Annotated in this window: 20 protein-coding genes; 6 read left to right on the forward strand and 14 right to left on the reverse strand. The window is 66.0% G+C overall.

What is annotated here, in order from left to right; genetic code table 11:
• Positions 1–9 precede the first annotated feature (9 nt).
• Positions 10–465 carry a GNAT family acetyltransferase gene (locus H3O04_RS04315; protein WP_023477027.1) on the forward strand — a complete coding sequence of 152 codons (456 nt, stop codon included), beginning with the start codon at positions 10–12 and terminating at the stop codon, positions 463–465.
• 24 nt (positions 466–489) lie between these two features.
• On the opposite strand, the gene H3O04_RS04320 is transcribed toward H3O04_RS04315, so the two are convergent.
• The 8 genes from H3O04_RS04320 to H3O04_RS04355 form a co-directional block, all read right to left on the reverse strand.
• Positions 490–1,161: a DUF2278 family protein gene (locus H3O04_RS04320; protein ID WP_012329063.1), complete on the reverse strand. Its 672-nt coding sequence runs from the start codon at positions 1,159–1,161 to the stop codon at positions 490–492.
• Positions 1,162–1,384: 223 nt separating this feature from the next.
• Positions 1,385–2,101: an ABC transporter ATP-binding protein gene (locus H3O04_RS04325; RefSeq protein ID WP_006478054.1), complete on the reverse strand. Its 717-nt coding sequence runs from the start codon at positions 2,099–2,101 to the stop codon at positions 1,385–1,387.
• Positions 2,101–2,877, reverse strand: a complete 777-nt coding sequence (locus H3O04_RS04330) for an ABC transporter ATP-binding protein (protein WP_006478053.1) — start codon at positions 2,875–2,877, stop codon at positions 2,101–2,103. Before H3O04_RS04330 ends, H3O04_RS04325 begins: the two co-directional genes overlap by 1 nt.
• A 23-nt stretch (positions 2,878–2,900) precedes the next feature.
• Entirely contained in the window at positions 2,901–4,070 is a 1,170-nt protein-coding gene (locus H3O04_RS04335; RefSeq protein WP_006478052.1) for an ABC transporter permease subunit, read from the reverse strand.
• A 19-nt stretch (positions 4,071–4,089) separates the two neighbouring features.
• Entirely contained in the window at positions 4,090–5,040 is a 951-nt protein-coding gene (locus H3O04_RS04340; RefSeq protein WP_006478051.1) for a branched-chain amino acid ABC transporter permease, read from the reverse strand.
• A 211-nt stretch (positions 5,041–5,251) separates the two neighbouring features.
• The gene (locus H3O04_RS04345) at positions 5,252–5,905 is read right to left on the reverse strand and encodes an amino acid-binding protein (RefSeq protein WP_202587212.1); all 654 of its coding nucleotides are present in this window, start codon (positions 5,903–5,905) and stop codon (positions 5,252–5,254) included.
• 270 nt (positions 5,906–6,175) lie between these two features.
• Positions 6,176–7,156, reverse strand: a complete 981-nt coding sequence (gene ispH / locus H3O04_RS04350) for a 4-hydroxy-3-methylbut-2-enyl diphosphate reductase (protein WP_006488968.1) — start codon at positions 7,154–7,156, stop codon at positions 6,176–6,178.
• Between the two features lie 2 nt (positions 7,157–7,158).
• On the reverse strand, positions 7,159–7,614 hold the full coding sequence (locus tag H3O04_RS04355; RefSeq protein ID WP_006488950.1) for an FKBP-type peptidyl-prolyl cis-trans isomerase: 456 nt from the start codon (positions 7,612–7,614) through the stop codon (positions 7,159–7,161).
• Between the two features lie 135 nt (positions 7,615–7,749).
• Between H3O04_RS04355 and radC the strand changes: the two genes are divergently transcribed.
• The 4 genes from radC to nadB all read left to right on the forward strand — a co-directional run bounded on the left by radC (position 7,750) and on the right by nadB (position 10,936).
• On the forward strand, positions 7,750–8,523 hold the full coding sequence (radC, locus tag H3O04_RS04360) for a RadC family protein (RefSeq protein WP_006478048.1): 774 nt from the start codon (positions 7,750–7,752) through the stop codon (positions 8,521–8,523).
• A gap of 237 nt (positions 8,524–8,760) precedes the next feature.
• A complete protein-coding gene (gene rpmB, locus H3O04_RS04365) occupies positions 8,761–8,994 on the forward strand; it encodes a 50S ribosomal protein L28 (RefSeq protein ID WP_004186391.1) in 234 nt (77 codons plus the stop codon).
• Positions 8,995–9,011: 17 nt separating this feature from the next.
• Complete coding sequence (gene rpmG, locus H3O04_RS04370) at positions 9,012–9,179, forward strand: 50S ribosomal protein L33 (protein WP_006478046.1); 168 nt, start codon at positions 9,012–9,014, stop codon at positions 9,177–9,179.
• Positions 9,180–9,349: 170 nt separating this feature from the next.
• Entirely contained in the window at positions 9,350–10,936 is a 1,587-nt protein-coding gene (gene nadB / locus H3O04_RS04375) for an L-aspartate oxidase (RefSeq protein WP_202587213.1), read from the forward strand.
• 97 nt (positions 10,937–11,033) lie between these two features.
• Here nadB and nadC read toward each other — a convergent pair whose 3' ends face one another.
• The 6 genes from nadC to purN all read right to left on the reverse strand — a co-directional run bounded on the left by nadC (position 11,034) and on the right by purN (position 18,001).
• On the reverse strand, positions 11,034–11,915 hold the full coding sequence (gene nadC / locus H3O04_RS04380; RefSeq protein ID WP_202587214.1) for a carboxylating nicotinate-nucleotide diphosphorylase: 882 nt from the start codon (positions 11,913–11,915) through the stop codon (positions 11,034–11,036).
• Positions 11,912–13,048 (reverse strand): quinolinate synthase NadA, encoded by a 1,137-nt coding sequence (gene nadA, locus H3O04_RS04385; protein ID WP_023477032.1) that lies wholly within the window; start codon positions 13,046–13,048, stop codon positions 11,912–11,914. The genes nadC and nadA overlap by 4 nt, the downstream gene beginning before the upstream one ends.
• Before the next feature lie 212 nt (positions 13,049–13,260).
• Positions 13,261–14,457 carry a DesA family fatty acid desaturase gene (locus H3O04_RS04390; protein ID WP_006478042.1) on the reverse strand — a complete coding sequence of 399 codons (1,197 nt, stop codon included), beginning with the start codon at positions 14,455–14,457 and terminating at the stop codon, positions 13,261–13,263.
• Positions 14,458–14,672: 215 nt separating this feature from the next.
• The gene (locus H3O04_RS04395; RefSeq protein ID WP_202587215.1) at positions 14,673–16,058 is read right to left on the reverse strand and encodes a mechanosensitive ion channel family protein; all 1,386 of its coding nucleotides are present in this window, start codon (positions 16,056–16,058) and stop codon (positions 14,673–14,675) included.
• Positions 16,059–16,076: 18 nt separating this feature from the next.
• Positions 16,077–17,342, reverse strand: a complete 1,266-nt coding sequence (locus H3O04_RS04400; protein ID WP_023477034.1) for an RsmB/NOP family class I SAM-dependent RNA methyltransferase — start codon at positions 17,340–17,342, stop codon at positions 16,077–16,079.
• Complete coding sequence (purN, locus tag H3O04_RS04405) at positions 17,339–18,001, reverse strand: phosphoribosylglycinamide formyltransferase (protein WP_006478038.1); 663 nt, start codon at positions 17,999–18,001, stop codon at positions 17,339–17,341. Before purN ends, H3O04_RS04400 begins: the two co-directional genes overlap by 4 nt.
• Before the next feature lie 122 nt (positions 18,002–18,123).
• On the opposite strand from purN, the gene H3O04_RS04410 reads away from it, so the two are divergent.
• Positions 18,124–19,116 (forward strand): bifunctional riboflavin kinase/FAD synthetase, encoded by a 993-nt coding sequence (locus H3O04_RS04410; protein WP_006478037.1) that lies wholly within the window; start codon positions 18,124–18,126, stop codon positions 19,114–19,116.
• The last annotated feature ends 78 nt before the right edge of the window (positions 19,117–19,194 follow it).

A 19,194-nucleotide genomic window follows, 5' to 3' on the forward strand; every position in this document is an offset into this window, starting at 1 on the left:
ACCGTCGCGATGGATGCCGCCGCCGATGCTGTCGCTATCCGCCCGTTCGAACGCGCCGACACCGATGCCGTGCTCGCGGTATGGCGCGACGCGTTCCCGCAGTACGACGAAGCCGGTGCGCCGCCGCACCGCGATCCGCTGCGATCGATCGAGCTGAAGCTCGCGACGCAGCCGGAACTGTTCTTCGTCGCGACCAGCGGCGCGCGCGTCGTCGGCACGCTGATGGCCGGTTTCGACGGACATCGCGGCTGGCTCTACTCGTTCGGCGTCGCCAACGACGCGCGCCGGCTCGGCATCGGCCGCGCACTGATCGCGCATGCGGAACGCGCGCTCGCCGCGCTCGGCTGCCTGAAGATCAACCTGCAGGTGCTGCCCGGCAACGACGACGCATGCCGCTTCTATGCGGCGCTCGGCTATCGCGTCGAGGAACGCATCTCGTTCGGCAAGACGCTGTCGGCCGCGTAACACGGCCGCTCGTAGCAGTACGGCTCAGCGCGTGATCGGCCCCGCGCCCGGCAGCGGATTGCCGAGCGCGTCGGTCGGCACGGCCTGCTGCTCGAACGCCGCGAAATACGCGGCCCATTGCGTGTCGCTCACACGCACGAGCAGCGCGCCGTCCTGCCAGACGTCGTTGTGGTCGTTGTGGTCGTCACCCGCGCGATGCAGGTAGTTCGGGCCCGTCGATCCCTGGTTCATGTGCGTGTCGTGGATGCCGTTGCCTTGCGCATAGGTGCGGCCGAACACGACGACGTCGAGGCCCTGCGACTGCGCGGCGTTCACGAGCCGCAGCAGCGACGGGATCGGCTCCGGATGCTCGGTGCCGTCCATCACCGCGCTCGCACGCCACGCGCCCGTCTCGTTCAGGATGTCGCTGCGCAGATAGTCGAGCGCGGGCAGCGCGGCCCGCCCCGTCAGATCGGTATAGCCCTCGGCCGCGGCGGCGAGCGTCGCCGTGACCGGATGGTGGAAATCGTAGACGAGCTTGTAGTTCAGCAAATCGTCCGCATCGCTGGTGCCGACGTTGATCGCGACGTCCCAGTCGCCCGCCGGCAGCGCCAGCGTCAGGTGAACGTGATACTGGATCTCGCGGCCGTGCGGCGAGCCCTTCAGCCTCGCCACCGACGTCACCTTCGCCTTCACGAAACCGTAGTCCAGACTCATGCGTGTTCTCCGTGTCCCGATGGGTCATCGATGCTACGCGGCCCGTGTGTCGGTTTGCCGACGGCCAGCCGCGTGCACGACCCAACAGTCGAATGGAGTCGCCTTTGCGCGCAGAGTTCGACGCGATCGCCCAAGACGAAAAAAAGCCGTCACGGTTTCTGCCGTGACGGCTTTTCGACAGCCCGGGCGCGACTTGCGCAACCGGGCCCGTTCGTTCGATCGCTTACTCGCCCAGATACGCGGCGCGCACCTTCGGATCGTCGAGCATCTGCTTCGCGTCGCCTTCCATCGTGACCGTGCCCGAATCCATCACGTAGCCGCGGTCGGCCGCCTGCAGCGCGAGGCGTGCGTTCTGCTCGACCAGCAGCACCGTGATGCCCTCCTTCGAGATCTCCCGAACCACTTCGAAGATCTTCTCGACCATGATCGGCGACAGCCCCATCGACGGCTCGTCGAGCAGCAGCAGCTTCGGCTTGGACAGGATCGCGCGCGACATCGCCAGCATCTGCTGCTCGCCGCCCGACAGCGTGCCCGCGAGCTGCGTCGCCCGTTCCTTCAGGCGCGGGAAGAAGCCGAACATCCGGTCGACGTCCTTCTTGATCTGCTCGTTGTCGTTGCGCAGGTACGCGCCCATCTGCATGTTCTCGATGATCGACATGCGCGCGAAGATCCCGCGGCCTTCCGGCACCATCGCGAGGCCGCGCTTGAGCAGCTCGTGCGACGGGATGCCCTTGATCGACTTGCCTTCGTACTCGATGTCCCCGGCCGAATACGGCTTCAGGCCAGTGATCGCCTTCATCGTCGTGGTCTTGCCGGCGCCGTTCGCACCGATCAGCGTCACGAGCTCGCCCTGACGGACTTCCATGTCAACGCCCTTGACGGCCTGAATGCCGCCGTAGTTGACCTGCAAGCCCTTGATTTTCAACATTGCCGCTGCCATCAGTGCACCCCTGCGCCGAGATATGCCTCAATCACCTTCGGATTCTTCTGCACGTCCTGCGGCAGACCTTCGGCGATCACCTTGCCGTAATCGAGCACCGTCATCCGGTTGCACAGCCCCATCACGAGCTTCACGTCGTGCTCGATCAGGAGAATCGTGCGGCCGTCCGAGCGGATCTTGTCGAGCAGGCGCGTGAGTTCCACCTTCTCGGTCGCGTTCATCCCGGCCGCCGGCTCGTCGAGCGCGAGCAGCTTCGGGTCGGTCGCGAGGGCCCGGGCGATTTCCAGCCGACGCTGGTGACCGTACGACAGGTTGCGCGACGTGTAGTCCGCATACTGCAGCACGCCGACGTATTCGAGCAGCTCGATCGCGCGTTCCTTGATCTCGCGCTCTTCCTGGCGTTCGGCCGGCGTCTGGAACACCGCGCCGAGCAGCCCGTGCTTGGTGCGCACGTGGCGGCCCACCATCACGTTCTCGAGCGCCGTCATCCCGCCGAACAGGCGGATGTTCTGGAACGTGCGCGCGATGCCGGCCTTGGCCACCTGGTGCACGGCCGTCGGCGTGTAGTTCGTGCCGTCCAGCTTGAAGTCGCCGGAGTCGGGCGTGTAGAGGCCCGTGATCACGTTGAAGAACGTCGTCTTGCCGGCGCCGTTCGGGCCGATCAGACCGTAGATCTCGCCTTCGCGGATCTGCAGGCCGACGTCGGACAGCGCCTGCAGCCCGCCGAAACGCTTGTTCACGCCCGAGACGGACAGTCGGATTTGCTTGTCGCTCATGTGTGTATCCCCTTGTCCGTAGGTTAAGCGCGCACCGGCTTCTTGCTGTTGCGCTTCGCCAGTTTCGCGATCTTGTCCTCATGCTTCGGCGCGGGCCACAGGCCTTCCGAGCGGTACAGCATGATGATCACCATCGCGAGGCCGTACAGCGCCTGACGGATCACTTCGGTATCGACGATGTCATGACCGAACAGCGCGTGCTGCAGCGGGCTCATCGTCGAGCGCAGGAATTCCGGGAAGATCGCGAGCAGCACCGCGCCCAGGATCACGCCCGGGATGTGGCCCATGCCGCCGAGCACCACGCAGGCGAGCACGACGATCGATTCCCAGAACGTGAACGACTCGGGCGACACGAAGCCCTGGAACGCACCGAACATCGAGCCCGACAGGCCGCCGAACGACGCGCCCATCGCGAACGCGAGCAGCTTCACGTTACGGGTGTTGATGCCCATCGCCTTCGCGGCGATCTCGTCTTCGCGGATCGCGGCCCATGCGCGGCCGATACGCGAGTGCTGCAGGCGCGTACACACCCAGATCACCAGCAGCGAGCAGAGCACGAACAGGTAGTAGTACATGTACACCGACGGCAGCTGGAAGCCGAACAGCGTATGCGTCTGCGACAGGTTGAAGCCGCCGACGTGCACCGGATCGATGCCCGTGATCCCCTTCGGGCCGTTGGTGATGTTCACCGGACGGTCGAGGTTGTTCATGAAGATCCGGACGATTTCACCGAAGCCGAGCGTGACGATCGCCAGGTAGTCGCCGCGCAGGCGCAGCGTCGGCGCGCCGAGCAGTATCCCGAAGGTCGCCGCCAGCGCCATCGCGATCGGCACGATCAGCAGGAACGGCACGTGCAGCCCGTTCGGCGCGAGCGCCGCGATCCACTCGAACTGCGAGGTCAGGTGCGGCGAGCTCAGGAGCGCCGCCGTGTAGGCGCCCACCGCGTAGAACGCGATGTAGCCGAGGTCGAGCAGGCCGGCAAAGCCGACCACCACGTTCAGGCCCAGCGCGAGCATCACGTACAGCATCGCGAAGTCGAGCACGCGGACCCAGTAGTTGCCGCCGGCCGAGCCGATGATGATCGGCGCGGCGATCACGAACGCGGCGGTCAGGATGCCGATGACGACGGTCTTGGCGGTATTGCGCTCTTCGACCAGCGACGTCGACGATTCGATCGGTTGAATGGATGTCATGTTGTTTGCTCCCCTTCCGTTACGCGCGGTCCGCGACCCGTTCGCCCAGCAGGCCCGACGGGCGGAACACCAGCACGATGATCAGCACGACGAAGGCGAACACGTCCTGGTAGTTACTGCCGAATACGCCGCCCGTGAGGTTGCCGATGTAGCCGGCCCCGAGCTGCTCGATCAGGCCGAGCAGCACGCCGCCGACCATCGCGCCGCCCAGGTTGCCGATCCCGCCGAGCACCGCCGCGGTGAACGCCTTCATGCCGGGGATGAAGCCCATGTAGAAGTGCACGTTGCCGTATTCGGACGCGATCATCACGCCGGCCAGCGCGGCGAGCGCGGAGCCGATCATGAACGTCGCGGAGATCACGAAGTTCGGATTCACGCCCATCAGGCTCGCCGTGTTCGGGCTTTCGGCGATCGCGCGCATCGCGCGGCCGAGCTTGGTCTTGTGCACGAGCAGCAGCAGGCCGCCCATCACGATGAACGCGACCGCGATGATCACGATTTCAGTGACCGAGATCACGGCGCCGGGGGTCGTGTCGGTGGCCTTGATCACGTTGATCGGGTCGGTCGGCAGCAACTGCGGGAACGGCAGCGGGTTGCGCGACCAGATGATCATCGCAGCGGTCTGCAGCAGGATCGACACGCCGATCGCGGTGATCAGCGGGGCGAGACGCGGCGCGCGGCGCAGCGGCCGGTATGCGACGCGTTCGATGGTGAAGCCGACGAACGCACAGACGACCGCGGCGATGCCCAGGCCGATCGTCAGCGTCGCGACGTTGCCGAGTCCGGGAAAGTGGTTCTGCAGCACGGTGATGGCCGACAGCGCGACCATCGCGCCGATCATCAGCACGTCGCCGTGCGCGAAGTTGATGATGCCGAGAATGCCGTACACCATCGTGTATCCCAACGCGATGATGGCGTACACACTGCCGAGCACCAGCCCGTTGAGAACCTGCTGGACGAAAATATCCATTTAAAGCTCCTTGGCCCGTGCTGCCGGAGGACGTTGCGCCCCGCGGGTAAGCGAGGAATCGCGCCTTCTCGGCGACACTGCGGGTACTAGTCGATACCGGTAAGGGTGGATCGTTCCGGCGCGCGCCGCCCGGCCTGTACGGCCGGACCTGCCGCCGGAGCGGATACAAAAACGGCACCGCACTGTTCCGGTGCCGTCATGAGTCCCGTCGCTAAATCGTCACGACATCGAGGACGGTGTTCGTGGCCTCCTTGAAGTCGTGGGGCTGCATGCCGAGACGGCCGTCGTCCGGTTTCCCGGCATCCGTGCCTTGGCCCGTCCAGTGCCATGCAAGCATCGCGCCAGGACGGATCGGATTCCGCGTCGCGTCGCCGGCGAGGGCGTTGCGACAGCCGCGCCCGACTTTCGTCAGGACTGCATCGGAATCCATCGTACGAACCAGACTGCGCGTCGCGACACGGTCGGTCGCGGCGGCGCGCTGTTTCGTCGAATCGAATTGAAGGGGGGACAGTGGCCTCGGCACGCTGCCGGCCTGGCCGTGAGCGTCCGGCATCCGTCGATCGGCGGCTGGCCGCGACGCAGCCGGCATACCCGCTGCCGGCCCGATCGTCGGGCCGGGCACGTGGATTTCCTCGATCGCCAAACTCGTCAAACGTGCCCCGTTTTCCTTGTCCCTGCCCAGTTGCGCGATACGGCGCGCCGATGGCGCCGCACGTCCGGCTCCGGCGACGCGCACGTCGCCGGCCGATGGTGCCGCGCCCCCCGCGGCCTCCCTGCCCGCCTCGCCGTCGCTCTTTTTGCTGCAGCCGGCAAGCATTGCAACCGGCGCGGCGACGGACACGGCGTAAGCCAACTTCACATGCATTGAATGGTCTCCCGCGCCTTGCCAAATCCCGATTTCAAAGCCATTCCGGCTTGAAAACGGGCGCATTGTAACTCCATTTATAGGACGCCAATATTCCTGATTCGATGGGGTTTTCCTGCATTGCAACCAATTTTGAGACGCGATTGGGCGCAGCCGGAGCAACCGGGTTGCACCATGACCGGGAATAATGGTTGCGATTTGAATTTCGAGGCACAAAAAAAGCGCGCCGGGAGGGCGCGCTTCGGTGTTCCGCGGAGTGCGATGCGGCAATCAGGCGGCGGGCGGCAGGTTCAACCCGCGCGGCAGCGGAAACGACACGTTTTCCTCGATGCCGTCGAGTGCGCGGACGTTGCGCACACCGAGTTCGCGCAGCCGCGCGATCACGGCCTGGGCGAGCACCTCGGGCGCCGACGCGCCGGCCGTCACGCCGATGCGGCGCTTGCCGGCGACCCATGCCGGATCGATCTGGTCCGGTGCATCGACCATGTACGCGGCCACGCCGCGCTTTTCGGCCACTTCGCGCAGCCGGCTCGAGTTCGAGCTGTTCGGACTACCGACCACGATCACGACGTCGCATTGCGGCGCCATGAACTTCACCGCGTCCTGGCGGTTCTGCGTCGCGTAGCAGATGTCCTGCTTCTTCGGCTCGCGGATCTTCGGATACTTCGCCTTCAGCGCGCCGATGATCTCGGCCGCGTCGTCGACGGACAGCGTCGTCTGCGTGACGAGCGCGATGCGTTCGGGATCGGCGAGCTCGAGCTTCTGCACGTCCTCGACGCTTTCGACGAGGTGCATGCCGCGCTCCACCTGGCCCATCGTGCCTTCGACTTCGGGATGGCCCTTGTGCCCGATCATGACGATGTCGACACCGTCCTGGCGCATTTTCGCCACTTCGACGTGCACCTTCGTGACGAGCGGGCAGGTTGCGTCGTAAATGCGCAGCCCGCGCACGTCGGCCTCGTCGCGCACGGCTTTCGACACGCCGTGCGCACTGAAGATCACGGTGTTGCCGGCCGGCACTTCCTCGAGCTCCTCGACGAAGATCGCGCCCTTCTTCTTCAGATCCTCGACCACGTACTTGTTGTGGACGATTTCGTGACGCACGTAGATCGGCGCACCGTGCATCGCGATGGCGCGCTCGACGATCTCGATCGCGCGGTCGACGCCCGCGCAGAAACCGCGCGGCTGGGCCAGCAGGATTTCGGCGTCGGCGGCGACGGTCTGCCCGGACAGCGTATCGGTGGTACTCATGATTACAGGATTCCGATGATTTTCACTTCGAACGTGAGCGCCTGGCCCGCGAGCGGATGATTGAAGTCGAACAGCGCGGAAGTCTCGCTGACTTCCTTCAGCACCCCCGCGTAGCGACCGCCATCCGGCGCATTGAACTCGATGAGTTCGCCCGGCGTGAAATCGTCGCCGACCATCCCGTTCTCGCGCAGCGTCGACAGCGTCACGCGCTGGAGCATGTCCGGATTGCGGGGGCCGAACCCCTGATCGGGGGCTAGCTGAAAAGTCGAATGGTCGCCGACCCTGAGCCCGAGCAGAATCTGTTCCAGCGACGGCGCCAGTTGCCCCGCGCCCAGCAACAGCGTGGCCGGCTTGTCCGAGAAGGTGTTGACGATGTCGGCGCCGTCGGCCAGTGCCAGCCGGTAATGCAACGTGACGTGGGAACCGGGCTTCACTTCGGATAGATCGATGAGGCTCATGAATTACTCGTTCAGTCGGCGCCCGCTACGGCCGAATGGCCCGGCGCAAAGCCAATATTGTAAGTCACCTGAGCGTGCAAGGCGGAAAGTGCGACGACGTTGCGCACGCCGCACGCCGCCAATGGAGTTCCGACCATGCTGTCTCCCTGCCCCATCCTGCCGTCGGCCGAATGCCGCGACACCCCTGATACGCCGGCCGATCCGCCCGGCCGCGTCATCCCGATCAACCGGCGCAGGCGCCGTCCGGGCGACTGGCGGCCCGAGCGGCCGCGCGAACGGTTGCTGGAACGCGGGCCGGCCGCGCTGACCGACGACGAGCTGATCGCGCTGCTGCTCGGCACCGGCAAGCCCGGTCACGATGTATTCGTCACCGCCCGCGCACTGGTCGATCAGTTCGGCACGCTGCACGGGCTGCTCGAAGCGACCGCCGACGATTTCGAGGCGCACCCCGGCATCGGCCCCGCACGCTCCGCGCGGCTCGTCGCGGTCACCGAGATCGCGCGGCGCATGCTGGTGGAGAAGGCGGAAGAACGGATGCAGATCGACTCGCCGGGTGCCGTCGAGGATTGTTTGCGACTGAAGATCGGCACGCGCCAGTACGAAGTGTTCATCGCGGTCTATCTGGACGCGCGCAATCGCCTGATCGACATGGAGGAAATCGCGCGCGGCTCGCTCACGCGCATGGCCGTCTATCCGCGCGAGATCGTGCGCCGCGCGATGAAACACAACGCCGCGGCGCTGATCGTCGCGCACAACCATCCGTCGGGCGCGGTGCAGCCGAGCGCGGAAGACCGCCGCCTGACCCGCGTGCTGAAGGACGCGCTCGAACTCGTCGACGTGCGGTTGCTCGATCATGTCGTCGTCGGCGTCAGCGATACTTTCTCGTTCGCGCGGGCCGGTTGGCTGTAGACTGTGGCGCGGCGGCCCATCCCAGGGCGCCGCAACGACGAAGCGAAATTAGGTTTGATTTTTCTGAACTTTTTCTGCTAGAATCGTCGTCTGTCTTTTTTCCAACCAGTTCTAGCCATCGAAGGGCCTTGTCTGTAAGGGCTACGGCGTTCTGAGTGCAGCCATGGATCACGTGGCGGTGCGATGGAACCTTCACCGGCGATCGAACCCCGAATTTAGCGTATTAGGAGTGCTCTCATGGCACGCGTATGCCAAGTAACTGGGAAAGCGCCGATGAGCGGCAACAACGTTTCCCACGCCAACAACAAGACGAAGCGCCGCTTCCTCCCGAACCTGCAAAACCGCCGGTTCTGGGTTGAGAGCGAAAACCGCTGGGTGCGCCTGCGCGTCTCGAACGCCGGCCTGCGCCTGATCGACAAGAACGGCATCGATTCCGTGCTCGCTGACCTGCGCGCACGCGGCGAAGCCTAAGCCCAAGGAGCACAATCATGGCAAAAGGCGCCCGCGACAAGATCAAGCTTGAGTCGACCGCTGGTACGGGTCACTTCTACACGACCACGAAGAACAAGCGCAACATGCCGGAAAAGATGGCGATCAAGAAGTTCGATCCCGTCGTCCGCAAGCATGTGGAATACAAAGAAACCAAGATCAAGTAATCTCCGGTTTCTGCCAGCCTGACGGCGACCGAAAAGCCCCGCACATGCGGGGCTTTTTGTTTTGCGCGTGTTTTGCGCGCACGCTCGAGCCCGACGCGGTATGCTCTCCCCTTCCGCGGCCACGGTCGCCGGAACGCACAAGATCAAAAGCGTAACGATGGAGATGCAGCATGAAATTCGACGTGGCGATCGTCGGCAGCGGCCTGGCAGGGCTGTCGGTCGCACTCAACCTGGCCAGCACGCGACGTGTCGCACTGATCGCGAAACGTTCGATGATGGAGGGGGCGAGCGATAACGCTCAGGGCGGCATCGCGGCGGTCCTCGACTCGGCGGACAGCATCGAGAACCACGTCGACGACACGCTGGTCGCCGGTGGCGGCCTGTGCGACGAAGGCGCGACGCGCTACATCGTCGAGCACGGCCGCGAAGCCATCGAATGGCTGATCTCGCAAGGCGTCCCGTTCACGAAGGACGACGCGGCCGAACTCGGCTTTCACCTGACGCGCGAAGGCGGCCACAGCCACCGGCGGATCATCCATGCGGCCGATGCGACCGGCCATGCGGTGCTCGCGACGCTGTCGGAGCGGGCGCGCCAGCATCCGAACATCACGTTCTTCGAAAACCACCATGCGATCGACCTGATCACGTCCGACCGGCTCGGCCTGCCCGGCCGCCGCTGTCACGGCCTGTATGCGCTCGACGTCGACAACGACCGCACGATCACGATCGAGGCGCCGCACACCGTGCTCGCCACCGGCGGCGCCGGCAAGGTCTACCTGTACACGACGAACCCCGACACCGCGACCGGCGACGGCATCGCGATGGCATGGCGGGCGGGCTGCCGCGTGTCGAACATGGAATTCATCCAGTTCCACCCGACCTGCCTGTTCCATCCGTATGCGAAGTCGTTCCTGATTTCGGAGGCCGTGCGCGGCGAAGGCGGCCTGCTGAAGCTGCCCGACGGCACCCGCTTCATGCCCTCGCACGATCCGCGCGCGGAGCTCGCGCCGCGCGACATCGTCGCGCGCGCGATCGACTTCGAGATCAAGAAGCGCGGGATCGACTGCGTGTATCTCGACATCAGCCATCAGCCGGAAGCGTTCCTGCGCGAACACTTCCCGATGATTTATGCGCGCTGCCTCGAATTCGGCATCGACATCGCGAAACAGCCGATTCCCGTCGTGCCGGCCGCGCACTATACGTGCGGCGGCGTCGTCACCGATCTCGCAGGGCGCACCGATCTCGCCGGCCTGTATGCGGTCGGCGAAACGTCGTACACGGGGCTGCACGGCGCGAACCGGCTCGCGAGCAACTCGCTGCTCGAATGTCTCGTGATCGGCCGCGCGGCAGCCGAGGCGATCGAGGCGGCCGGCTTCGACGCCGACACGCCGGCCACGCTGCCCGCGTGGGACGAAAGCCGTGTGTCGGATGCGGACGAGGAAGTCGTCGTCGCACACAACTGGGACGAACTGCGCCGCCTGATGTGGAACTATGTCGGCATCGTGCGCACCGACAAGCGCCTCGAACGCGCGAAACATCGCCTGTCGCTGCTGCGCGACGAGATCCACGAGTACTACGCGAACTTCCGCGTGACACGCGATCTGCTCGAACTGCGCAACCTGGTCGACGTGGCCACGCTGATCGTCAAGAGTGCGCACTCCCGTCGAGAAAGCCGCGGGTTGCACTACAGCCGCGACTGGCCGCATACGCTGCCGAAGGCGTTGCCGAGCGTGCTCACGCCGCGCGTGCGCCGCTGAGCGGCGCGCCGCCCTGCCCGGCGGCGGCCGCAGCACAAGAAAAAAGCCGTTGGCGTTTGCGCGCCAACGGCTTTTTGTCTGATCGGATGACGTTCGGTCAGTCGACGATTCGCATCGAATAGTCGGTCGCCCGCACGTCCTTCGTCAGCGCGCCGATCGAGATCCGATCGACGCCCGTCTCCGCGAACGCACGCACCGTATCGAAATTGACGCCGCCGGAGACTTCGAGCACGGCCTTGCCCTCCGCCACGCGCACCGCTTCGCGCATCATGCCGAGCGTGAAGTTGTCGAGCAGCACCGACTGCGCGCGATGCGCGAGCGCCGTATCGAGCTGCGCGAGCGTCTCGACTTCGACCTGCACCGGCACACCCGACTCCAGCGCGAACGCCGCATCGAGCGCCTCGCCGACACCGCCTGCCGCCGCGATGTGGTTCTCCTTGATCAGGATGCCGTCGTACAGCGCGAGCCGCTGGTTCTCGCCGCCGCCTACGCGCACTGCGTACTTCTGCGCGAGCCGCAGCCCCGGCAGCGTCTTGCGCGTATCGAGGATCTTCGCGCGCGTGCCTTCGACGCGCTCGACGTAACGGCGCGTCGCCGTCGCGACACCCGACAGCAGTTGCAGGAAGTTCAGCCCGTTGCGCTCGGCCGTCAGCAGCGCACGAGCGGGCCCTTCGAGTTCGCAGACGGTCGAATCAGCCGTCATCCGGTCGCCTTCGCGATAGCGCCATTGCACGACGATCGACGGATCGATCCGGGCGATCACGCCCTCGAACCACGGTACGCCGCACAGCACGGCTTCCTCGCGCACGATGATCCGCGCACGGCGCCGCTCGCCGGCCGGCACGAGCCGCCCGGTCTGGTCGCCGGTGCCGACGTCTTCGGCGATCGCGTCGGCCACGTTACGCGCGATCGCTTCGTCGAATGCCGCGCCGTATTGGGCGCGGACGGCTTCGAACAGCGGGGATACGGCGTTGCTCATGCCGCCCCCACGTTCGCGAACAGCGACTGGTCGCGCTGCAGATCGCCGCTCGCCTGCACGCGCTTCTTGTGCGCAGCCGCGAATTCGAGCATCCGGTCGATCGGCAAACGCGCACGCTCGCCGATCGCGGGATCGACGAAGATCTCGTTGTGACCGCGTTCGAGCACGTCGGCGAGGTTCGCGAGGCCGTTCATCGCCATCCACGGGCAGTGCGCGCAGCTCTTGCAGGTCGCGCTGTTGCCGGCCGTCGGCGCGGCAATGAAGGTCTTGCCGGGCGCGGCCAGCTGCATCTTGTGCAGGATGCCGAGATCCGTCGCGACGATGAAGCGCTTCGCATCGAACTTGACGGCCGCGTCGATCAATTGCGTGGTCGAACCGACGACATCGGCCTGCGCGACGACGTTTTCCGGCGACTCGGGGTGGACGAGCACCTTCGCGTCCGGATATTCGGCGCGCAGCAGGTCGAGCTCGATGCCCTTGAATTCGTCGTGGACGAGACACGAGCCCTGCCACAGCAGCATGTCCGCGCCGGTCTTCTTCTGGATATAGCTGCCGAGATGACGGTCCGGCGCCCAGATGATCTTTTCGCCGCGTGCATGCAGGTCCGCCACGATCTCGAGACCGATCGACGACGTGACCATCCAGTCCGCGCGCGCCTTCACGGCCGCGCTGGTGTTCGCGTAGACGACGACGGTACGGTCCGGATGCGCATCGCAGAACGCCGAGAATTCGTCGACCGGGCAGCCGAGGTCGAGCGAACAGGTCGCGTCGAGATCGGGCATCAGGATCCGTTTGTTCGGGCTCAGGATCTTCGCGGTTTCGCCCATGAAGCGCACGCCGGCAACGACCAGTGTCTGCGCGTCGTGATCGCGGCCGAAGCGGGCCATTTCGAGCGAATCGGCCACGCAGCCGCCCGTTTCGTCGGCCAGTTCCTGCAGTTCCGCATCCACGTAGTAGTGGGCGACGAGCACGGCCTTTTCACGGGCGAGCAGCGCCTTGATGCGTGCCTTCAGCGCAGCGCGCTCCTCGGCGGACGGCGCGTCGGGCACCTTGGCCCATGCCTGTCCGACGCCGCACACGGTCCCTGCTGCGACGGGCCGGTCGTACTCGACGGGTTTGATCGTCGATTGCATCTCCATATCTCCTGTCGACCCAAGTTAGCGCTTCAGCGCTTACTTGGGTCCCATGCATAGCAGTCGGCCGGAGTGAATGCTTCAACACTTACACCGGCCCCAAGCCTCATACCAATCCCGGTGCTGCCGATCCGTCAAAAACCGGCGGCCCAAATGAAAAAACCCCGCCAACGCGGGGTTTGTGACGTCCTGAGATTCTAATCGATTTCGAATCAGGCGTAGCGACGCAGGCGTGTCGCGAATTCCTGCAGCGCCTTGATGCCGCTTTGTTCTGCGCGGTGGCACCAATCCTGCAATTGCGCGAGAAGCTGTTCGCGCGACGCGGTCGAACGATCCCAGATCGCGGCGAGATCCTGACGCAGCTGGAAGTACGTATGCAGCTTCTGGCTGTTCGCGAAGATTTCCGGCAGCAGCTTCTTCTGCGGCTCGTCGAGGCCGTCGGCGTCCTTGTGGAACCACTTGCGCGCGCCGCGCATCAACTGGTACTTCTCGCTCGAACCGAGTTCCTTCAGGTGCGCGAGCTCCTGGCGGTACGCACGCTTCACGGCCTTGCCGTAACGCGCCATCACTTCGTAGCGATTCGACAGCACGGCCTGCAGCGTTTCCTGGTCGAGCACCGTCTTCGGCTTGTTCAGGCGCGGCGTCGGCGCGACCTTCTTCACCTTCGCGAGACCGAATGCCGACATGATGCGGATGTACATCCAGCCGATGTCGAACTCGTACCACTTGTTCGACAGCTTCGCCGACGTCGCGAACGTGTGATGGTTGTTGTGCAGCTCTTCGCCGCCGATCACGATGCCCCACGGGAACAGGTTCGTGCTCGCGTCGGCCGAGTTGAAGTTGCGATAGCCCCAGAAGTGACCGAAGCCGTTGACGACGCCCGCCGCCCAGAACGGGATCCACACCATCTGCACGGCCCACACGGTCAGGCCGAGCACGCCGAACAGCGCGACGTCGATCACCATCATCATGCTGATGCCGAGAATCGGGTACTTCGAGTAGACGTTGCGCTCGAGCCAGTCGTTCGGCGTGCCGTGGCTGAACTTGCGCATCGTCTCTTCGTTCTTCGCTTCCGCGCGATACAGCTCGGCGCCCTCGAGGAACACCTTCCAGATGCCGCGCGTCTGCGGGCTGTGCGGATCTTCCTCGGTCTCGCACTTCGCGTGGTGCTTGCGGTGAATCGCGGCCCACTGGCCAGTCAGCATGCCGGTGGTCATCCACAGCCAGAAACGGAAGAAGTGGCTCGCGATCGGATGCAGCTCCAGCGCGCGGTGCGCCTGGCAGCGGTGCAGGTAGACGGTCACGCCGATGATCGTGACGTGCGTGACGGCGAGCGCGAACAACGCGACCTGCCACCACGAAAAACGCAGGAGCCCGTGGGAAAGAAAATCGAGCAGGGAATTCAACAAGGCAGTTACCTGTGATGAGAGCGACGCCGCACCGGCGTCAGAAGAATGAAAGCATACCGCGTGTAGACCAGAATTTTACTTCAACCGTTCCAAGTCTTTGTAAAAAATGAATATTTTCTTGCCCTGACGCAATCCGCGCGGTCCATGTCCGGACTGGGAAAGGCCCGCGATCCGGTTTCGACCGCGGAATCGGTATGATTGACCGCCCGTGGCCGCTACGCCGCCGGCGCGCGCCCGTCCAGCGCACCATTGGCAAGCGCCGGATCGAGCCCGGCCGCCACGCCCGCCGCCGCGGGAAAGCCGTCCGGCAGCCCGACCACGCGCACTTCGCGCTGCGGAAACGGAATCGAGATCCCGTGCTCGCTGAACAGCCGCCAGATGTTGCGGTTCACGCTCGAGCGCACGCCCGATGTCCCTTTCGCCGAATCCTCGATCCAGAAACCGAGCTCCAGATCGATGCCGTCCGCGCCGAACCCCACGAGGTACGGCGTCGGCGCCGGCTCGGCCAGCACGCGCGGCACGTCCTTCGCGGCGTCGGCGAGCAACGCGAGTGCCTGCTCCACGTCGCTCGTGTACGCGACCTGCACCGCGACTTTCGCGTAGCCGCGCGTCAGGTATGACGACTGGTTCTGCACGACGTCGGTGATCAGCTTCTCGTTCGGGATCAGCGTCTCGTTGCCGTCGAGGCCGCGCACGACCGTGTAGCGCGTGCGGATCTGCGTGACGACGCCCTGCAGCCCGCCGACGCTGATCGCATCGCCGAGCCGCAGCGAGCGGTCGAGCAGGATGATGAAACCCGACACGTAGTTGCTGGCGATCTTCTGCAGCCCGAATCCGAGGCCGACGCCCACCGCGCCGCCGAACACGCCGAGCACCGTCACGTCGATGCCGACCAGCGACAGCCCGATCAGGATCGCCGCGAACACGAGCAGCGCACGGCCGACCCGCGACAGCACGACCTTCAGATTCGCGTCGAGCGTGCTCGCGCGCGACAGGCGATCCTCGAGCACCGAGCCGAGCCACATCGCGACCATCAGCGTCACGCACACCCACAGCGCGCCGGAGATCACCGACAGCAGCGTGAGGTGCGCGGTCGCGACCCGGAACTGCACGCTGTCGAGCCAACCCAGCACGTCGCGCTGGATACCGAGCACGGTCATCACCATCGCGGCCCACACGACGGTCGACACGATCTTCTCGACGATCGACAGCCACGCGTGCGTGTGGCCGTCGCGCGCGAACACGCGCCGCGCGAAGAAGAACAGCACGTAGATCAGCCCGATGCCGAACAGCGGCACGAGCGCGAGCGACAGCAGCGACGTCGACATGAACGGGTCGAACGCGAGCTGCGCGCCGCCGACGAACACGCTGCCGAACAGCGGAAACAACGCACGTTTCAGGCTTTGCGCGCCCGCGCCGGGCGCACGCCCGGCCGCCCGGCGCCGTGCATCGATCCGGCCGTGCACGAAGCGCGCCGCCACCCACGCGAAACACAGCGCACCGATGAGGATCGCCGCCTGCCAGATCATCACCGGCTGGTGGAAATCGCGAATCACCGATTCCAGCCGGTGCGACAGCAGGCGGCTCTGCAAATTCTCCATCGTCCGTCCGGGCAGTCGTTACTGCGCGGCGCGGCGCTCGAGCACCGCGGCGAAGAAGCCGTCGGTCGCGTGACGGTGCGGCCACAGCGACAGGTAGTCGCCCGTCTCGAGCTCGATGCGCTGGTCGGCCAGCACCTGCTGCGCCGGCACCAGCGTGAACTCCGGATGATCGGCCAGGAACTGTTCGACGATGCGCTCGTTCTCGGCGTCGAGCACGCTGCAGGTCGCGTAGACGAGCCGGCCGCCCTTTTTCACGAGTCGCGCGGCGCTCGCGAGGATCGACGCCTGCTTCGGCGTCAGTTCGTCGATCGCCGTGCGCGTCTGGCGCCACTTCAGGTCCGGATTGCGGCGCAGCGTGCCGAGGCCGCTGCACGGCGCGTCCACCAGCACGCGGTCGATCTTGCCGGCGAGCCGCTTGATCTTCGCGTCGTGCTCGCTGTCGATCAGCACCGGGTTCACGTTCGACAGCCCGCTGCGCGCAAGGCGCGGCTTCAGCTTCGCGAGACGCTTCTCCGAGATGTCGAACGCATAGAGGCGCCCGGTCGAGCGCATCATCGCACCGAGTGCAAGCGTCTTGCCACCCGCGCCCGCACAGAAATCGACGACCATCTCGCCGCGGCGCGGCGCGACCAGCGAGCACAGCAGCTGGCTACCTTCGTCCTGCACCTCGATCGCGCCTTCCTCGAACAGCTTCAGGCGCGTCAGCGCCGGCTTGCCGACCACGCGCACGCCGAACGGCGCGAACGGCGTCGCGCCCGCTTCGATGCCGCTCACCCGCAGCGCTTCGATCACCTGGTCGCGGCTCGCCTTCTGCGCGTTGGCACGCAGGTCGAGCGGCGCCGGGTAGTTCAGCGCAGCGGCGAGCTGCGCGAGTTCCTCGGCGTCGAAACGCTCCGACAGCGCCTGGTGAATCCAGTCGGGCAGGTTCGTGCGAATGCGCACCGGCAGGCTCGTCGGATCGATCTTCGACACGTGCTCGAGCCACGCGGACTCGGTGTCGGACAGGAACGGCTTCAGCGCATTGCGCCCCATCGTCTGCATCAGGCCGAGCAGCGTGAGGCGCCGCGCGGGCGTGCCGGTGCCGCTCTCGGCCAGATGCGAGAACTCCATCTTCCGGCGCAGCACCGCGAACACGGCCTCGGCAATCACGCCGCGCTCCGCATGCCCGAGCTTCGGGTGCGCACGGAAGAACCGGCTCGTCGTCGCGTCGGCGGGGCCGGCGAACTTCAGCACCTCGGCGAGCAGGGTTTCGGTCTGGCCAATCAGGAATCCGTGCAGCTTCATACGCCCTCACTCGTTTCGGTTTGCGGTTGATCCGCGAAAATCCAGCGCGCCTCTTCGGGCGCGACCACTGCACGGCCGTCCTCGAGGCGCAGGCGCCCTTCGACGAACCAGCGCACCGCACGCGGATACAGCACGTGCTCGACCGTCAGCACGCGTCGCGCGAGCGCGGCCGCGTCGTCGCCGGCACGCACCGGCACCGCGCCCTGCGCGACGATCGCGCCGCTGTCGAGCTCGGGAATGACGAAATGCACGCTCGCGCCATGCAGCGCGACGCCCGCATCCAGCGCCTGCTGGTGCGTGTGGATGCCCTTGAAGCTCGGCAGCAGCGACGGATGGATGTTGAGCAGCCGGCCCTCGTATCGTCTGACGAATGCAGGCGTGAGGATGCGCATGAAGCCGGCGAGAACGACGAGATCGGGCGCGAAACGGTCGATTTCGGCAGCGAGCGCCGCGTCGAAGCTGTCGCGGCCGTCGAACGACCGGTGGTCGACCACCGCCGTCGCCACCCCGTGCGACGCGGCAAAAGCCAGTCCGGCCGCATCGGGCCGGTTGGCGATCACGGCGGCAATCTCGGCCGGCCAGCGTTCCTGCGCGCACGCGCGGACGATGGCCTCCATGTTGCTGCCGCGACCGGAAATCAGGATCACGAGTTTTTTCATCCGCGAATTTTACCATTCGCCCTCGCGTTTCCCGCCTTCTCGGCCGTCGGCCCGCCCGAACGTTTATAATCTTCTGCTTTGCGGCATCCCACCGCCCATTCCCCGACGCTGCATCCGCTATCGTGAAAGTCTTCCGCGGCCTGCCCAACGCCGAGAGCCGCGCCCCGTGCGCGCTGACGATCGGCAACTTCGACGGTGTCCATCGCGGCCACCAGGCCCTGCTCGCGCGCGTGCGCGCGGCAGCGGACGCGCGCGGCCTGCCCGTGTGCGTGATGACGTTCGAGCCGCACCCGCGCGAATTCTTCAATCCGGCCGGCGCACCGCCGCGCATCGCGATGCTGCGCGACAAACTGGAAGCGTTGCGCGACCACGGGGTCGACCGCGTCGTCGTCGAGCACTTCAACCACACCTTCGCGAGCCAGTCGCCGCAGGCGTTCGTCGAACGCACGCTGGTGAACGGGCTGCACACGCGCTGGATGATGGTCGGTGACGATTTCTGCTACGGCGCGAAGCGCGCGGGCACCTTCGACACGCTGAAGGCGGCCGGCGAGCTGCACGGCTTCGAGGTCGAGCAGATGGGTACGGTGGCCGGCAGCGACGGCACGCGCATTTCCAGCTCCGGCGTGCGCGCAGCGCTCGCCGCGGGCGATCTCGACGCGGCCGCGCAGGCGCTCGGCCACGGCTACGCGATCAGCGGCCACGTCGCGCACGGGCTGAAGCTCGGCCGCGATCTCGGCTTCCCGACGCTGAACCTGCCGATCCAGCACAAGCGGCCGGCGCTCGCGGGCATCTTCGTCGTGCAGGTGCACGGCCTCGGCCCCGAGCCGCTGCCGGGCGTCGCGAGCCTCGGGCTGCGCCCGACCGTCGACGATTCGGGCCGCGTGCTGCTCGAAGTTCATCTGCTCGACTGGCACGGCGACGCGTACGGCAAGCTGATCCGTGTCGAATTCCTGAAGAAGCTGCGCGACGAGGCGAAATTCGACGATCTCGAGGCGCTGTCGCGCGCGATCGCGCTGGACGTCGCGAATGCCCGCGCCTACTTCACCGAACGCGACCATGCGCCGGGCAGCCGCGCGACGGGCTTCGCGACGTCGGCCACCGACCGAATTAGCTGATCCGGACGGCGGCGCCTCGCGCCGCACCCTCGCGCCGCCCTCGCGCGCGCCTACCCGATTCACGACGCCCGAGCGTCC

Source organism: Burkholderia sp. KCJ3K979 (assembly GCF_016759955.1).
Lineage (GTDB): Bacteria > Pseudomonadota > Gammaproteobacteria > Burkholderiales > Burkholderiaceae > Burkholderia > Burkholderia orbicola.

Bases quoted from the DNA above. Each gene is read 5' to 3' on its own strand.
- H3O04_RS04315 (WP_023477027.1), top strand. From the start codon at position 10: ATGGATGCCGCCGCCGATGCTGTCGCTATCCGCCCGTTCGAACGCGCC.
- H3O04_RS04320 (WP_012329063.1), bottom strand. From the start codon at position 1,161: ATGAGTCTGGACTACGGTTTCGTGAAGGCGAAGGTGACGTCGGTGGCG.
- H3O04_RS04325 (WP_006478054.1), bottom strand. From the start codon at position 2,101: ATGGCAGCGGCAATGTTGAAAATCAAGGGCTTGCAGGTCAACTACGGC.
- H3O04_RS04330 (WP_006478053.1), bottom strand. From the start codon at position 2,877: ATGAGCGACAAGCAAATCCGACTGTCCGTCTCGGGCGTGAACAAGCGT.
- H3O04_RS04335 (WP_006478052.1), bottom strand. From the start codon at position 4,070: ATGACATCCATTCAACCGATCGAATCGTCGACGTCGCTGGTCGAAGAG.
- H3O04_RS04340 (WP_006478051.1), bottom strand. From the start codon at position 5,040: ATGGATATTTTCGTCCAGCAGGTTCTCAACGGGCTGGTGCTCGGCAGT.
- H3O04_RS04345 (WP_202587212.1), bottom strand. From the start codon at position 5,905: ATGCATGTGAAGTTGGCTTACGCCGTGTCCGTCGCCGCGCCGGTTGCA.
- ispH (WP_006488968.1), bottom strand. From the start codon at position 7,156: ATGAGTACCACCGATACGCTGTCCGGGCAGACCGTCGCCGCCGACGCC.
- H3O04_RS04355 (WP_006488950.1), bottom strand. From the start codon at position 7,614: ATGAGCCTCATCGATCTATCCGAAGTGAAGCCCGGTTCCCACGTCACG.
- radC (WP_006478048.1), top strand. From the start codon at position 7,750: ATGCTGTCTCCCTGCCCCATCCTGCCGTCGGCCGAATGCCGCGACACC.
- rpmB (WP_004186391.1), top strand. From the start codon at position 8,761: ATGGCACGCGTATGCCAAGTAACTGGGAAAGCGCCGATGAGCGGCAAC.
- rpmG (WP_006478046.1), top strand. From the start codon at position 9,012: ATGGCAAAAGGCGCCCGCGACAAGATCAAGCTTGAGTCGACCGCTGGT.
- nadB (WP_202587213.1), top strand. From the start codon at position 9,350: ATGAAATTCGACGTGGCGATCGTCGGCAGCGGCCTGGCAGGGCTGTCG.
- nadC (WP_202587214.1), bottom strand. From the start codon at position 11,915: ATGAGCAACGCCGTATCCCCGCTGTTCGAAGCCGTCCGCGCCCAATAC.
- nadA (WP_023477032.1), bottom strand. From the start codon at position 13,048: ATGCAATCGACGATCAAACCCGTCGAGTACGACCGGCCCGTCGCAGCA.
- H3O04_RS04395 (WP_202587215.1), bottom strand. From the start codon at position 16,058: ATGGAGAATTTGCAGAGCCGCCTGCTGTCGCACCGGCTGGAATCGGTG.
- H3O04_RS04400 (WP_023477034.1), bottom strand. From the start codon at position 17,342: ATGAAGCTGCACGGATTCCTGATTGGCCAGACCGAAACCCTGCTCGCC.
- purN (WP_006478038.1), bottom strand. From the start codon at position 18,001: ATGAAAAAACTCGTGATCCTGATTTCCGGTCGCGGCAGCAACATGGAG.